Annotated in this window: 11 protein-coding genes; 5 read left to right on the forward strand and 6 right to left on the reverse strand. The window is 73.9% G+C overall.

What is annotated here, in order from left to right; all coding sequences use genetic code 11:
* Positions 1–8 precede the first annotated feature (8 nt).
* Positions 9–839: a phosphatase PAP2 family protein gene (locus QP090_RS03605; RefSeq protein ID WP_285937000.1), complete on the forward strand. Its 831-nt coding sequence runs from the start codon at positions 9–11 to the stop codon at positions 837–839.
* Here QP090_RS03605 and QP090_RS03610 read toward each other — a convergent pair.
* Positions 821–4,276, reverse strand: coding sequence for a bifunctional [glutamine synthetase] adenylyltransferase/[glutamine synthetase]-adenylyl-L-tyrosine phosphorylase (locus tag QP090_RS03610; RefSeq protein ID WP_285937001.1), 3,456 nt, complete (start codon positions 4,274–4,276; stop codon positions 821–823). The genes QP090_RS03605 and QP090_RS03610 overlap by 19 nt on opposite strands.
* A 239-nt stretch (positions 4,277–4,515) precedes the next feature.
* Between QP090_RS03610 and QP090_RS03615 the strand changes: the two genes are divergently transcribed.
* Entirely contained in the window at positions 4,516–5,829 is a 1,314-nt protein-coding gene (locus QP090_RS03615) for an FG-GAP repeat domain-containing protein (protein ID WP_285937002.1), read from the forward strand.
* Between the two features lie 177 nt (positions 5,830–6,006).
* Here QP090_RS03615 and QP090_RS03620 read toward each other — a convergent pair whose 3' ends face one another.
* The 4 genes from QP090_RS03620 to QP090_RS03635 all read right to left on the reverse strand — a co-directional run bounded on the left by QP090_RS03620 (position 6,007) and on the right by QP090_RS03635 (position 10,060).
* Positions 6,007–7,368 carry a glutamine synthetase family protein gene (locus QP090_RS03620; protein WP_285937003.1) on the reverse strand — a complete coding sequence of 454 codons (1,362 nt, stop codon included), beginning with the start codon at positions 7,366–7,368 and terminating at the stop codon, positions 6,007–6,009.
* Positions 7,369–7,629: 261 nt separating this feature from the next.
* On the reverse strand, positions 7,630–8,418 hold the full coding sequence (locus QP090_RS03625; RefSeq protein ID WP_285937004.1) for an amino acid ABC transporter ATP-binding protein: 789 nt from the start codon (positions 8,416–8,418) through the stop codon (positions 7,630–7,632).
* A complete protein-coding gene (locus tag QP090_RS03630; protein WP_285937005.1) occupies positions 8,415–9,245 on the reverse strand; it encodes an amino acid ABC transporter permease in 831 nt (276 codons plus the stop codon). Before QP090_RS03630 ends, QP090_RS03625 begins: the two co-directional genes overlap by 4 nt.
* Positions 9,242–10,060 (reverse strand): ABC transporter substrate-binding protein, encoded by an 819-nt coding sequence (locus QP090_RS03635; RefSeq protein WP_285937006.1) that lies wholly within the window; start codon positions 10,058–10,060, stop codon positions 9,242–9,244. The genes QP090_RS03630 and QP090_RS03635 overlap by 4 nt, the downstream gene beginning before the upstream one ends.
* Positions 10,061–10,228: 168 nt before the next feature.
* Between QP090_RS03635 and QP090_RS03640 the strand changes: the two genes are divergently transcribed.
* On the forward strand, positions 10,229–11,272 hold the full coding sequence (locus QP090_RS03640) for a terpene synthase family protein (protein ID WP_285937007.1): 1,044 nt from the start codon (positions 10,229–10,231) through the stop codon (positions 11,270–11,272).
* Between the two features lie 13 nt (positions 11,273–11,285).
* On the opposite strand, the gene QP090_RS03645 is transcribed toward QP090_RS03640, so the two are convergent.
* On the reverse strand, positions 11,286–12,257 hold the full coding sequence (locus QP090_RS03645) for an ArsR/SmtB family transcription factor (protein ID WP_285937008.1): 972 nt from the start codon (positions 12,255–12,257) through the stop codon (positions 11,286–11,288).
* Between the two features lie 82 nt (positions 12,258–12,339).
* On the opposite strand from QP090_RS03645, the gene QP090_RS03650 reads away from it, so the two are divergent.
* Both QP090_RS03650 and QP090_RS03655 read left to right on the forward strand, forming a co-directional pair.
* Positions 12,340–13,581, forward strand: coding sequence for an MDR family MFS transporter (locus QP090_RS03650; RefSeq protein ID WP_329520051.1), 1,242 nt, complete (start codon positions 12,340–12,342; stop codon positions 13,579–13,581).
* Positions 13,582–13,634: 53 nt separating this feature from the next.
* Positions 13,635–15,437 carry an NAD+ synthase gene (locus tag QP090_RS03655; RefSeq protein ID WP_285937009.1) on the forward strand — a complete coding sequence of 601 codons (1,803 nt, stop codon included), beginning with the start codon at positions 13,635–13,637 and terminating at the stop codon, positions 15,435–15,437.
* Positions 15,438–15,530 lie beyond the last annotated feature (93 nt).

Here is a 15,530-nt window from a genome sequence, read left to right on the forward strand (position 1 = left end):
TGGAGTGCATGGCCAGACCGGCGGGCGCCCCGGAGACCGGCCCGGACCCGGCCGGCGGCGCGGCCGGGCCCGACGGGCGGCACGCGTCCGGCCGGCCGCGGCTGTGGTCCGAGCTGCTGCTCGTGCTGGTGTGCTACGGCGTGTACGAGGCGGTCCGCAACCTGGTGCCGCCCGACCCGGCGCTGGCGGTGCACCACGCGTACGAACTGCTCCACCTCGAATACCTGACGCACCTCGACGTCGAGTACCGCCTCAACCGCCTGTTCATGGCGCATCAGCCGCTCGCCGTGGCGGGCGACTACTTCTACGCCACGATGCACTTCGCCATGACGATCGGGGTGCTGGTCTGGCTCTACATCCAGCGGCCCGAGCTCTATCGCTCCCGCCGGACGCTCCTGTTCGCCACCACGGTGCTCGGGCTGGCCGGGTTCTGGCTCTACCCGCTCGCCCCGCCGCGGATGCTGCCCGGGTTCACCGACACGGTGGCCAGCTTCGGCACCTGGGGCGTCTACGCCTCGGCGCCCGCCGCCTCCTCGGTGTCCAACCAGTACGCGGCGATGCCCTCGATGCACGTCTCCTGGGCACTGTGGTGCGCGGTGGTGATCATCGGCGTCGCCCGGCGGCCGGCGGTGAAGGCGCTCGCCGCGCTGTACCCGGCGCTGACCACCGTGGCGATCATGGGGACGGGCAACCACTACCTGCTCGACGCCGTCGCGGGTGCCGGCGCCCTGGCCTGCGGGTACGCGCTCGGCCTGGGGCTAGGCGCCGCGCGCGCCGTCCTCCCCGGACGGTCGGCGGCGGGCCGGGCCGCGGCGCGGCGTCAGTCGGCCGCGCCGTAGAAGACGCGGTCGACGACCGCGCGGGCGTGCCGCGCGTGCCGCCGGTAGTCCTCCAGCAGGTCGCCCGTGCCGGGGTAGCCGAGGATGCGGGTGGTCGAGCTGCGCTCCCTGTGGTGGTCGGTCGGCAGCAGGTCGGACGCGCGGCCCCGGACCAGCATGATCGAGCCGCGGATCCGGGTGGCCAGCCGCCACGCGTCCGCCAGCACCTCGGCGTCGCCGGCGGCCAGCAGCCGGGCGCCCACCGCCGCGTCGAGCGCGGCCAGCGTGCGGGTGGTGCGCAGCGCGGGCACCTCGTGGGCGTGCCTGAGCTGGAAGAGCTGCGCGACCCACTCCACGTCGGCCAGCCCGCCGGGTCCGAGCTTGATGTGCAGCCGCCGCTCGACGCCGCGCGGCAGCCGCTCGGACTCCATCCGCGCCTTGAGCCGCCTGATCTGCCGGACGGCGTCGTCGCCGATGCCGTCCTCGGGCCAGCGCAGCGGGTCGATCAGCGCGCGGAACCGCTCGCACAGCCCGGGGTCGCCGATCATCGGGTCGGCGCGCAGCAGTGCCTGCGCCTCCCACGGCTCGGACCAGCGCGCGTAGTAGGCCGCGTACGAGGCGAGCGTGCGCACCAGTGGGCCCTGCCGGCCCTCGGGCCGCAGGTTGGGGTCGATCTCCAGGGGCGGGTCCGGGGCGGGCAGCGACAGCAGCCGGCGCAGCTCCTCGGCGACCGCGTGCGCGGCGCGGCTCGCCTCGCGCTCGTCGGCGCCGGGCAGCGGGTCGTGCACGAACATCACATCGGCGTCGCTGCCGTAGCCGAGCTCGTGGCCGCCGAAGCGGCCCATCGCCACCACCGCCATCCGGGTCGGCAGCGGCGCGCCGCCGGCCCGCTCGACCTTGCCGGCCGCCGCCCGCAGCGCGGCCTCCAGGGTGACGGTGGCGATGTCGGTGAGCGCCTCCCCCACCGTCGCGACGTCGACCATGCCGAGCAGGTCGGCGACCGACACCCGGAACAGCTCGCGGCGGCGCAGCGCGCGGACCACCGCGACCGCGTCCTCGGCCGGGACGGCCCCGTCGCCCGCGCCCGAGTCGTCGCGGCGGCGGACGGCGGCCAGCGCCTCGGTCCGCAGCGCCTCGAACGGGCGCGGCGCGAGCGCCCCGTCCGGCCCGCGGATGGACGAGGTCGGCGCGGGCGACACCGGCACCACCGTCAGGCCCGGCACGGGCGCCGGCGGCGCGGGCGGGCCCGGCGGCGGCTCCGGCGCCGGGAAGACCGGCTCGGCCGGCGGGACGGGCGGGAACAGCGGCGCGGGCGGCATACCCGCGCTGTCGCCGCCCGCGCCGGACGGGGGCGTGCCGGGGCCGCCGCGCGGGCGCGGGGCCGAGCCGGGGTTCAGCGCGCCGCCGAGCATCGCGACCGCCTCGGGCGCGCGCAGCAGCAGGTCGGTGGCGTAGCGGCTGGACCCGAGGATCCACGCCATCCGCTCGGCCACCGTCACCTCGTCGCGCAGCAGCCGCAGGTACCACGGTGTCGCGCCGAGCGCCTCGCTGACCCGGCGGAAGCCGAGCAGGCCCGCGTCGGGGTCGGGGGCGTCGGCGAACCAGCCGAGCATGACCGGCAGCAGCGTCCGCTGGATCGCCGCGCGCCGGGAGACGCCCGCCGTAAGCGCCTCGATGTGCCGCAGCGCGCCCGCCGGGTCGTCGTAGCCGAGCGCCTCCAGCCGGGCGCGGGCCGCCTCCGGGGTGAGCCGGGCCTCGTCGCCGGGCAGCCGCGCCACCGCGCGCAGCAGGGGCCGGTAGAACAGCTTCTCGTGGATCCGGCGGACCTCGCGGGCGTGCCGCCGCCACAGCGCGGTGAACTCCCCGACCGGGTCGGTGCGCAGCCCGAGGGCGCGGCCGAGGCGGCGCAGGTCGGCGGGGTCGTCCGGCACCACGTGGGTGCGGCGCAGCCGGTGCAGCTGGATCAGGTGCTCGACCCGGCGCAGGAACCGGTAGGCCGAGGCGAGCGCCGCCGCGTCGTCGCGGCCGACGTAGCCGCCCTGGGATAGGGCGGCCAGCGCGTCGAGCGTGGTCGGGCTGCGCAGCTTCTCGTCACCGCGTCCGTGCACGAGCTGGAGGAGCTGGACGGCGAACTCCACGTCGCGCAGCCCGCCCGGCCCGAGCTTGAGCTGGCGCTCGGCCTCGGCGGTGCGCTGGTTGAGGTCGGCCTCGACCCGCCGCCGCATGGCCTGGACGTCCTCGACGAACCGCTCGCCCTCGGCGGCGTCCCACACGATCTCGGTGACGGCGTCCAGGTAGCGGCGGCCGAGCTCGGCGTCGCCGGCGACCGGCCGCGCCTTCAGCAGGGCCTGGAACTCCCACGTCTTGGCCCAGCGCTCGTAGTAGGCGCGGTGGCTGGCCAGGGTGCGCACGAGCGGCCCGGACCTGCCCTCAGGCCGCAGCGCCGCGTCCACCTCCCACAGCGGGCCCTCGACGGTGCTGTCGGAGCAGGCCCGCATCATCGCCGAGGCCAGCCGGGTGGCGGTGCGCAGCGCCCCGTCCTCGGGGCACCCCGCGCGCACCTCGGCCACGAAGATCACATCGACGTCGCTGACGTAGTTGAGCTCCCGGCCGCCGCACTTGCCCATGCCGATCACCGCGAGCCGGCAGGAGCCGTGCCCCGGGACCTCGGCGCGGGCGATGGCCAGGCCCGCCTCCAGCGCGGCGGCGGCCAGGTCGGCCAGCTCGCCCGCCACTTCCTCCACCTCGGCGGCGCCGGTCAGGTCGCGGCCCGCCAGTGCGAGCAGACGCCGCCGGTAGGCGACGCGGAGCGCCACCAGGGTCACCGGCAGCGCGTCGCGCGCCACCGGCTCGTCCCGCGCCGGATCGGCCCCCACCGCGCGGAGCAGGTCGACCCGCAGCTCGGCGGCGGAGGGCCGTCCGCGCGACTCGTACGCGTCCACCACGTGATCGTCCGGGGCCGGAGGGGTCGGAGCCGGGCTGTCCCGGGCGGAGGCGTCCCGGGCAGGGGCGTCCGGGCCGGGGGCGTCCGGGCCGGCGGGGTGGATCGGGTCGGCGGGTCTCAGCACCTGCCAGTGCGCGGGATGGCGGGCCAGGTGATCACCCAGGGCGGCGCTGACGCCGAGCACCGCCAGCAGCCGCTCGCGGGTGCCGGGATCGTCGGCGAGCATGGCGCGCAGGCCCGCGCCGACGTCGCGTTCGCGGGCGTCGCCGGGACCGCCCGCGCCCGCCGGCCGTTCGCCCGCATCCTGCTCGTCGGCGGCGGCCAGCAGGCGCAGCAGCCCGTCGAGCGCGAGGTCGGGGTCGGGCGCGGCACCGAGCGCCTCCAGCACCTCGTCGCCGAGGGCGGCGCCCGACCCGTCCAGCAGCCGGCCCGCCCGCCCGGCGTCGGTGAAACCCAGCCGGGCCAGGCGTCCGGCCAGGGTACGACGGCGATCAGGAGTCCGCGGCTCGCTCACGACCTCTACCGTAATCGGCCCGCCCGCCGCCGGTGCCGCGAGCACGCCACCGGCATGATCTCGATTCCATCACCGCGCGGGTGAACCTGCGGTGACCCCCCGGCGTCATCTTCACATTGAAGACCGAATGGCGCCCCGCCGAGCCTCGGTCACGTCGCAGTCCCTCCACAACGGGAGCTCCCTTGAAAAGACGGACCCTCACCGCCGCGTGCGCGGCACTCACGGCGACGCTCGGCACGGTGACAGCAGTCGCCCTGACCCAGGACGGCGGGCAGGTGGAGGCGGCCCCCGTCGCCGCCGCCGGCAAGACGACCGCCGTGTCCGGCGACTTCAACGGCGACGGCCTGCGCGACAGCGCCAACGCCAGCCAGCAGGGCAAGATCGACGGCCAGGACCTCGCCGGGTTCGTCACCGTCGTGTACAGCAAGCCCGGCGGCCCGGACGCCGCGTCGCGCCAGATCATCAGCGCCAAGAGCCTCGGGCTCCCCGCCGGAACCCACTTCGGCACCATGGAGCTGGTGTCGGCGGACTTCGACGGGGACGGCTACGCCGACCTGGTCGCCACGTCCGGGATCGCCGCCAAGACCAAGGTCGTCATCGTCTACGGCGGCGCGAAGGGGCTCACCACCCGCAAGGCCGTCCTCACGGTGCCGGACGCCCGCGAGGCCCGGACCGGCGACTTCAACGGCAACGGCAGGCCCGACCTGCTCGTCCGGTCCGGGCCCCGGGCCTACCTGACCTATCTGGACGTCGGCGCCAAGCCGGGCGCCGGCGTCCGGACCGCGGTCGAGGGCCCGGCGGTCACCGGGCTGCTCCAGCCGGTCGTCGGCGACTTCAACGGCGACCGCCGCGACGACTTCGCGGTCGTGGTGGCCAAGGACGACGGCGACAGCGACGACGTCCCGTACTGGGCCGAGCTGCGCCTCGGCACGGCCAAGGGCCTCGGGGCGCGCAAGGTGTACGCCCCCAAGGGCGGCAAGGGGATGGGCTACGAGGCCGCCTCCGGCGACGTCAACGGCGACGGCAAGGCCGACCTGGTGACCGTCGACGTCCGCGCGCCGAAGCGGGTCGCCGTGCGGCTCGGCACCGCCACGGGCCTCGCCGCCCCGGCGTACGTGGGCTTCGGCGGGCACTCGTTCAACAGGGGCATCTCCGTCGGCGACATCAACGGCGACGGCAAGGCGGACGTGTCGGTGAGCGTCCCCACCATGGGGGACGGGAACGGGCCGCTCGACTCGGCGGCGGTGCTGTACGGCAGCGCCTCCGGCCTCACCAACAAGGGCGCCCAGCTCTTCGACCAGAACACCCCCGGAGTGCCGAGCGAGCCCGGCGACCACGACGGGTTCGGCTGGCAGACCCGGCTGGCCGATCTCGACGGCGACGGGCTGGCCGAGTTCACCACCGGCGCGCAGAACAACGAGGACGAGGGCCGGATCTTCTTCTTCAAGGGCACCCGGTCGGGCGTCGCGACCAAGGGCGTCATCTCGTTCAGCACCCGTGACCTGCGCATCTTCGGCCGGACCGCCGAGCTGGGCGGCAGCCTGCTGCACTGATCCGCTCGCCGGGAAGCCGGGCGCCGTCTCGTTCGACACCCGTGACCTGAACCTCCACGGGCAGGGCGCGGAACTCGGCAGCGGCGGCCTGCTGGACTGACCGGCGCGCCAGGAGGAACGTGAGAGGGGGCACTCCCGCATGGGCGTGCCCCCTCGTCCGCTCGTGCCGTGCCCTCGTCAGAGGACGGCGAGCAGGCGCTTGCGCTCGAACTCGGTGACCTGGCGGCGGTACTCCTCCCACTCCTGGCGCTTGTTGCGCAGGAAGAAGTCGTAGACGTGCTCGCCGAGCACGTCGGCCATCAGCTCGCTGCGCTCCATGTAGTGGATCGCCTCGTCGAGGCTCTGCGGCAGCGGCTCGATGCCGAGTGCGCGCCGCTCGGCCGAGGTCAGCGCCCAGACGTCGTCCTCGGCGCCCTGCGGCAGCTCGTACCCCTCCTCGATCCCCTTCAGGCCCGCGCCGAGGATGGCTGCGAAGGCCAGGTAGGGGTTGGCGGCAGTGTCGAGCGAGCGGAACTCGATGCGGGTCGCGTGCCCCTTGTGCGGCTTGTACATCGGGACGCGGACCAGCGCGGACCGGTTGTTGTGCCCCCAGCAGATGTAGGAGGGGGCCTCGCCGCCGGCGCCGGCGGCGGAGCCGACGCCGCCCCACAGCCGCTTGTAGGAGTTGACGAACTGGTTGCAGACCGCGGTGATCTCGGCGGAGTGCCGCAGCACGCCCGCGATGAACGCGCGGCCGACCTTGGAGAGCTGGAACTCCGAGCCGGGCTCGTAGAAGGCGTTGCGGTCGCCCTCGAACAGCGACATGTGGGTGTGCATGCCCGAGCCGGGGTGCTCGGTGAACGGCTTGGGCATGAACGAGGCGAACACCCCCTGTTCGAGCGCGACCTCCTTCATCACCAGCCGGAACGTCATGATGTTGTCGGCGGTGGTGAGCGCGTCGGCGTAGCGCAGGTCGATCTCCTGCTGGCCGGGGGCGCCCTCGTGGTGGCTGAACTCCACCGAGATGCCCATCGACTCCAGCATCATGATCGCGTTGCGCCGGAAGTCGTGCGCGGCGCTGTGCGGGGTGTGGTCGAAGTAGCCGCCGGCGTCGGCCGGCACCGGCTCGCGGCCGTCCTCCGGCTTGTCGTTGAACAGGAAGAACTCGATCTCGGGATGGGTGTAGAAGGTGAATCCGAGATCGGCGGCGCGGGCCAGCGACCGCTTGAGCACGTACCGGGGGTCGGCGAAGCTGGGCGTGCCGTCGGGCATCAGGATGTCGCAGAACATCCGGGCGACGCCCGGGGCCTCGCTGCGCCAGGGCAGCACCTGGAAGGTGGCCGGGTCGGGTTTGGCGATCATGTCGGCCTCGTACACGCGGGCGAAGCCCTCGATCGCGGAGCCGTCGAAGCCGATGCCCTCACCGAAGGCGCCTTCGAGCTCGGCGGGCGCGACCGCCACGGACTTCAGGAACCCGAGCACGTCGGTGAACCACAGCCGGATGAAGCGGATGTCGCGCTCCTCCAGCGTGCGGAGCACGAACTCCTGCTGACGGTCCAAAGCCTTCTCCCTCATGGTGCGGTGCCGATACCTCGACGGGTGCCCGTGGCGGGCCCCGTCAAACGGTGTTTCCGCAGGTACCGGCTGGCCTGGCTGTTCGAAGTATGCCTCGTCGCTGTTACCGCGACGTTACGGTTCGGGGTACGCCTCCCGGCGGACCCCGCCGCACCCCCACGGACCAGGGCGAAACACACATACCAGCACCTCAACTGTGCCATACGGGCCCCGTCCCGGCACAGTCGCGACCCCTTCGGTGACGCCTTACCCGGGAACGTCCCCCGCGGGCCCGTGAGCCGGGGCCGCGGCGGGGTCGAGCACCCGGGACAGGAACGAGCGGGTGCGCTCGTGCCGGGGGTCGCTGACGACCCGGGCCGCCGGGCCCTCCTCGACCACCACGCCGCCGTCCATGAACACCACCCGGTCGGCGACCTCGCGGGCGAAGCTCATCTCGTGCGTGACCACCAGCATGGTCATGCCCTCCTCGGCCAGGCCGCGCATGACCCCGAGCACGTCGCCGACCAGCTCCGGGTCCAGGGCCGAGGTCGGCTCGTCGAAGAGCATCACCTCGGGCCCCATCGCCAGCGCGCGGGCGATCGCCACCCGCTGCTGCTGGCCGCCCGACAGCTTGCCCGGATAGGCGTCGATCTTGTCGGCCAGGCCCACCCGCTCCAGGTTCGCGCGGCCGATCCGCTCGGCCTCGTCCCGGGCCCGCTTGAGCACCTTGCGCTGCGCGATGGTCACGTTGCCGAGCGCGGTCAGGTGCGGGAACAGGTTGAACGACTGGAAGACCATGCCGATCCGGCGGCGCACCGCGTCGAGGTCGACCTCCGGATCGGTGATCTCGGCGCCCGCGACGCGCACCGTCCCGGCGCTCGGCAGCTCCAGCAGGTTGACGCAGCGCAGCAGCGTCGACTTCCCCGACCCGGACGGGCCGATGACGCACACCACCTCGCCCGGGTCGACGTGGAAGTCGATGCCGCGCAGCACCTCGTTCGTCCCGAACGACTTGTACAGGTCGCGGATCTCGATGGCGCTCGCGCCGTCCTTCATCGCTGCCCCCTCCGCTGCCGTGCCTCCAGCCACCGGGCCAGCAGGCTCAGCGGGATGGTGATGATCAGATAGCACAGGCCGGCCACCACGATCGGCGTGGTGTTGCCGAGCTGGCCGGCCAGGTCCCGGCCGAACTTGGTCAGGTCGCGCTGCTCCAGCGAGATGCCGAGGAACAGCACCAGTGAGGAGTCCTTGCACAGCAGCACCAGCTCGTTGGTGAGCGGCGGGATGATGATCCGGAACGCCTGCGGGATGATGATCGAGACCATCGCCCGGCCGTGCGGCATGCCGAGCGAGCGGGCCGCCTCGAGCTGCCCCTTCGGCACCGCCTCGATGCCCGCCCGGATCGTCTCGGCCATATAGGCCGCCGCGGCCAGCCCGAGCGCCAGCCCGGCCTGCCCGGCCGCGCCGCCGGGGATGTTGGTGCCGGGGAAGGCCAGCGGCACCCCGACGCCGACGAAGATGAAGATCAGCAGCAGCGGCAGGCCGCGGAACATCTCGATGTAGGCGGTGGCGAACCAGCGGTACGGCAGCACCGAGGACAGCCGCATCAGCGCGATGACCAGCCCGAGCACCAGCCCGATGCCGAACCCGAGGCCGGTGTAGGCCGCGGTGTTGCGCAGCCCGATCGTGAGGATCTCGGGGAACAGGTCCCTGGCCTTGCCGAAGTTGGCGAAGTTCTCCTGGAGCTGCGACCAGTTGGCCAGCAGCGCGACCGCCAGCACGACGGCCCCGAGCAGCCCGTACTGGCCACCGAGCGCGAACTGGCGGCGGCGCCGGCGGGACATCCCGGCCGGCGCCGCCGCCTTGACGGGCTCAGCCGTCACGACGCGCCGCCGGTCCTGGGCATCGGGCCGACCCACTTCTCGTACAGCTTCTTGTAGGTGCCGTCGGCCTTGGTCTCGGCGATGACCTGATTGGTGAGCTCGATCAGCTTGGGGTTGTAGCCCTTGCGGGTCCAGAACCCGTACTGCTCGCCGGTGTTGAGGTTGGCGACGATCTCGTACTTGGCGTTGGCCGGGTCCTTCAGCCAGTTCTGGACGACCGGGTAGTCCTGCACGATGACGTCGACCTGACCGGTGCGCAGCCCGTCCAGCTCGGCCAGGGAGTTGTCGAACGAGCGCGGGTCGAGCTTCTTCCCCTTGACGTAGTCCTCGCCGGTGGTGCCCGCCTGCGAGCCCAGCTTGGCCTTCTTGGCGGTGACGTCGTCCAGCGAGGCGAGCCCCGAACCCTTCTTGGCCAGCAGCGTCTGGGCGGCGTCGAAGTACGGCTTGGTCACGTCCATCGTCTGCACGCGCTCGGGCTTGATCGTCATGCCGCCCATGACGATGTCGCACTTGTTGGCGTTCAGGGCCGAACCGGTCTTCATCGTCTCGAACTGGGTGTCGACCACCTTCTGGGTGACGCCGAGCTTCTTGGCGACGAGGTCGACCAGGTCCACGTCGAAGCCCACCACCTTCCCGCCCTTCTCCTCCTGGAAGGGCGGATAGGGCAGGTGGGTGCACGAGGTGAGCGCGCCCGCCTTGAGGAGCTTCACGCCCTGCACGGTGGCGCCGTCGCTGCCGCCGCAAGCCGCCGCGGCAAGGGCCAGCACGGCGAGGCCGGCGACGAGTGCCGGACGCCGGGGGGTTCGTCTGGGCACGCTTTCCTCCTGTTGATCTCGATGATCACCGAACTATGCCACGCCGGATGCCCGCTGTGGCAGGCCGATACGTTCGCTTGTCCTCTTCCCTGTTTCCGTCCCGTTTCCCGAAACTTGACGTGGCGGTCACCGGCCCGGATCACAAGTGATCATTAGCGTGGACGGACCGTGGACGTCTCTCTGCTGCACGCACTGACCGACCGGGTGGCCGCCCTGGCCGCCCCTTCGGCGATGCGCCCGGACGCCTGGCCGCTCGGCGAGCGGGTGGACGCCTGGGCGCGCGGGCGCGGCCTGGTCCTCGGCGAGCCCGACACCACCCCGCTCGGCCGGGCCCGGTGCGAGCGGCTGGCCGCGCGCGCCTTCCCGACCGCCGACCTGGACCGGGTGGACCTGTTCGCCCGCTGGCTGACCTGGACCTTCGCGCTGGACGACACCGTCGACCACGCGCCGTTCGCGGGCAGCGCCACCGCCGTGCACGGCCTGTACGACGACCTGCTGCGCGGCGTCCGGTGCGGCCACGCCCGGCCGGGCGCGCGGCCCCTGGAGTCGACGCTGGTCGAGCTGTGGCAGGCCACCTCCGCCGGGACGAGCCGCGACTGGCGCCGCCGCTTCCTCGCGCATATGGAGGAGAACCGGGACGGCTGCGCCGAGGAGGCCGTCAACCGCCGGGTCGGGCGCGTCCCGTCGCTGAAGGCGTACGCGGCGCTGCGCAGGCGGGCGTGCGGCCCGTTCATGTACGACCTGATCGAACCGGTCCTCGGCGTGGAGGTGCCGGTGCGGCTGCTGGCCACGCCCGACTGGCGGACCGTCACCGAGGGCACCGCCGACATCGTCGCCTGGACCAACGACCTCGTCTCCCACGTGTGCGAGGCGGCCCGCGACGACGCGCACAACATGCCGAGCGTCCTCGCCGCCGCCTACGGCATCGACCCCGGCAAGGCCGGCGAGTGGGTCGTGGAGCGGATCGCGATCCGGATCGGCGACGTGGCGGCCGCGGCGCGGACGCTGCCCGGGATGCTCGACCTGCTGCGGCCGACCGACGAGCAGCGCGACGCCGCCGTCCAGGTCGTCCGGGTGCTGCTGGACACGCCCCGCGCCCACGTGGAGTGGCTCATCGAGTCGGGCCGGTACGGTCCGGAGGCGGGCCTGTCCTCCCCCGCACCCGGCCGCCGCCCTGCCGCCCGCCTCGACGGCCTCGCCTCCCTGCGCTGACGCCGCGGGCCGTTCAGTCGGACGGGGCCGCCACCAGGGCGTCGCCCGCCTTCGTGCGCATGTAGAGGACGCGGCGTCCGAGGCGGTGCCCGGTGACGAGTCCGCAGGCGCGCAGCACGCCGAGGTGCTGGCTGACCGCGCCGGGCGTCACCCCCATCCGGCGGGCCAGCTCGGTGGTCGCGGCCGGGGTGCCGAGGGCGGTGAGCAGCCCGGCGCGGCGGCGCCCGATCAGCCCGGCGAGCGCGTCCGGCGGCGCGGCGGGGCTGGTCTCCCACAGCGTCGCCACGCCGAGCGGCGGGTAGCTGAGCATCGGCTGGTAGGGCGGCACCATCACCGACACGTCCGGCCACACGAACACGCTGGGGACCAGTAGCAGGCCGCGCCCGCCGAGCTCTCCGTGGAACGCCCAGCGCCGGTCGATCGCCAGCGTGCCGGTGCGCCAGGACACCGCGTCGTGCAGGTCGCCGAACACGCCCTCGGCGCCCTGCGCCGCGAGCGCCCGGGTGCGGCGCAGCACATCGCCCTCCAGCAGGTCGCGGATCCGCGGCCAGTGCGGCTCGACGGCGGCGGTCCAGTAGCGTTCGAGCAGGTCCGAGACGTGCCGCAGGGTGTGTTCGGCGTCGGCCGCCATCGCCAGCCGGCGCGGTCCGGTCCGGTTCCCCCGCTCCGTCCAGCGCAGCTCCTCGGCGACCACCTCGGGCCGGGTGGCCCGGACGATGTCCAGCTCGGCGGCGAAGTCGGGCAGCGGAGAGGCCGGGGGCGGCGTCAGGAAGTCGGGGATGTACCCCCACGGCCGCACCAGCTCGGTGAGCGGTTCCAGGTCGAGGCCGCGCAGCCGCGGCCGGACGGCGCGCACCCACGGCAGGTGCAGCGCGTGCCCGGACGGGTCGGCGAGCACGCGGAGGCTGCGCACCAGCTCCCACAGCGGGGAGAAGGCGAACCGGACGCGGGCCACATCGTCCGCCGCGAACACGAACTCGATCACCACCGCACCCCGTCTGACCTCGATCTTTCAGCCCAGCCTAAATGATTGTCGCGGCACCGGGTCGGCGGGTGAGGATCGGTGCGTGAGCACACTGGACGACCCGGCCGTCATCCCCCCACGGGGCCGCCTCTCCGCCTTCATGGCCCCCCGCGTCGGCGGGCTCCCGCGCCCGTTCTGGGTGCTGTGGGCGGGCACCCTGCTGAACCGGCTCGGCACGATGGTCGAGCCCTTCCTCGGCCTCTACCTGACCGGCGCGCGGGGCCTGTCGCTGGCCCAGGCCGGCATCGTGATGGCCGTCATGGGCGCGGGCTCGCTCGTCGGCCAGCTCGTCGGCGGCGTCCTCGCCGACCGGATCGGCCGCCGCGCCACGCTCACCTTCGCCACCGTCGCCACCGGCGCCGCGATGCTCGCGGTCGGGTACGCGCAGGGCATCGTGGCGATCACCGCGGCGGCGCTGCTGCTCGGCCTGGTGCTGGACATGTACCGGCCCGCCTCGCAGGCGCTGGTCGCCGACCTGGTCTCCCCCGCCGAGCGGCCGCGCGCGTTCGGCCTGCTGTTCTGGGGGATCAACCTCGGCTGGGCGGTCGCGATGGTGCTCGGCGGCACGCTGGCCGAGCAGGGGTTCATGTGGCTGTTCTGGATCGACGCGGTCACCTGCGCGGCCTTCGGGGTGCTGGTCTGGCGGGCGATCCCCGAGACCCGCCCGGCCCGCGACCCGGGGGCCGGGCGCGAGCGGGGCGGGTTCACCGACGTGCTGCGCGACCGGGTCATGGTCGCCTACGTGCTGCTCACCCTCGTCTACACGTTCGTGCTGATGCAGGGCATGACCACGATGCCGCTCGCGATGAAGGAGAACGGCCTCGGCCCGCAGGCGTACGGGCTGGCCTTCGCGGCCAACGGGGTGCTGATCGTCACGGTGCAGCCGCTGGTGAGCGCCTGGCTGAGCCGGCTGGACCACAGCCGGGTGATGTCCACCGGATTCGTCCTGGTCGCGCTCGGGTACGGGCTCACCGCGCCGGCCACCGCGCTGTGGGCCTACACCGCCGCGATCGTGGTCTGGACGCTCGGCGAGATCATCGCCGCGGCGGTGATCCAGGCGGTCGTGGCCGACCTGGCCCCCCTCCACCTGCGCGGGCGCTACAGCGGCATGTACGGGATCGCGTGGTCGGGCGGCTTCCTGCTGGCACCGCTCGGCGGCACCCAGCTCCTCCGCCTCGGCGCGCCCGTGCTCTGGCTGAGCTGCGCGGCGCTGGGGCTGGCCGCGGCGGCGGGGCAGATGGCGCTCGGGCCCGCGATCCGGCGCCGCCGGGCCCTCGCCACCTGACCCTTCTTTTCGTCAGAGTGACGAAACAAGGCCCGGGGAACTAAGCTGACCTCGTGGCACAGCTCCGGATCGCGCTCGCACAGGTGAACCCGACCGTCGGCGACCTCGACGGCAACGCCGACCTCATCGTGGAATGGACCAGGCGGGCCGCGGGCGCCGGCGCGCACCTGGTCGCCTTCCCCGAGATGATGCTCACCGGGTATCCGGTGGAGGACCTCGCGCTGCGGACCTCGTTCGTCCAGGCGTCGCTGCGGGCGCTGGAGCGCACCGCGCGGCGGCTCGCGGACGAGGGCCTCGGCGGCCTGCCGGTGGTGACCGGGCATCTCGACCGGCGCGCGGTCAGCCTGGTCCGCTCGGGCCAGCCCGCCGGGTCGCCCCTCGACGGGGCGGCCTGGCTGCACGGCGGCGAGGTGCTGGTCCGCTCGGCCAAGCACCACCTGCCCAACTACGGCGTCTTCGACGAGAACCGCATCTTCGTGCGCGGCGACCGGCTCCCGGTCGTCCGGCTGCACGGCGTCGACGTCGCCACCGTCATCTGCGAGGACCTCTGGCAGGACGGCGGCCCGGTCGCCGCCACCGGCGCGGCCGGCGCGGGCCTGCTGCTGTCGATCAACGCCTCGCCGTACGAGCGCAACAAGGACGACGTCCGGCTCGACCTGTGCGCCCGGCGCGCCCGCGAGGCCGGCTGCGCCCTCGCCTACGTCAACCTGGTCGGCGGCCAGGACGAGCTGGTCTTCGACGGCGACTCCCTCGTGGTCGGCGCCGACGGCGACCTGCTGGCCCGCGCTCCGCAGTTCACCGAGGACCTCCTCGTCGTCGACCTCGCGCTCCCCGCCGCGGACGCGGCGCCCGCCGCCCGCCCCGACCCGGCCCCGGTGGACGCGGGCGACGGCACGTCCATCGCCATCGACCGGTACACCCTCTCGGCCGACCCGCTGCCGCCCTACCCGGTGGCGCCGCAGCCGCTCGCCGAGCCGCTGGACGACCTGGCCGAGGTGTACGGCGCGCTCGTCCTCGGCACCCGCGACTACGTCCGCAAGAACGGCTTCCGCTCGGTCCTGCTCGGCCTGTCCGGCGGCATCGACTCGGCGCTGGTCGCCACCATCGCCGCCGACGCCATCGGGCCCGGCAACGTGCACGCGGTGCTGCTGCCGAGCCGCTACTCCTCCGAGGGGTCGGTCACCGACGCCGAGGAACTGGTCAAGCGGCAGGGCCTCAACTCCCGCCTGGTGCCGATCGGCGCCATGGTCGACGCGTTCGAGTCCGAGCTCGAGCTGACCGGCCTGGCCGCCGAGAACCTCCAGGCCCGGATCCGCGCCAACGTCTGGATGGGCCTGTCCAACCAGGACGGGCACCTGGTCCTGACCGGCGGCAACAAGAGCGAGCTGGCGACCGGGTACTCCACCCTCTACGGCGACTCGGCGGGCGGCTTCGGTCCGATCAAGGACCTCACCAAGACCATGGTGTGGGCGCTGGCCCGCTGGCGCGACACCCGGCGCGGCACCCCGGGCCACCCGTTCCTGCACCCGTTCGAGCACGAGCCGATCCCCGAGGCGATCATCGTCAAGGAGCCCTCGGCCGAGCTGCGGCCCGGCCAGAAGGACCGCGACTCCCTGCCCGACTACTCCGTCCTGGACCCGCTGCTGGTCGACTACGTCGAGCGCGACCTCGGCCGCGACGCGCTGGTCGCCGCGGGCCACGACGCCGCGCTGGTCGAACGGGTCATCCGGCTGGTCGACCTGGCCGAGTACAAGCGCCGCCAGTACCCGCCCGGCCCGAAGATCACCCCGAAGAACTTCGGCCGCGACCGGCGCCTGCCCATCACCAGCCGCTGGCGCGAGCCCTCCGCCGGCTGACGCCCGCCACGGGCCGGTCACCGCAGGCCGGTCACCGCAGGCCGGTCACCGCAGGGCCAGTCACCATGGGCAGATCACCGCAGGCCGGTCGCC

Origin of the sequence: Actinomadura xylanilytica (genome assembly GCF_030283145.1) — a bacterium.
Lineage (GTDB): Bacteria > Actinomycetota > Actinomycetes > Streptosporangiales > Streptosporangiaceae > Spirillospora > Spirillospora xylanilytica.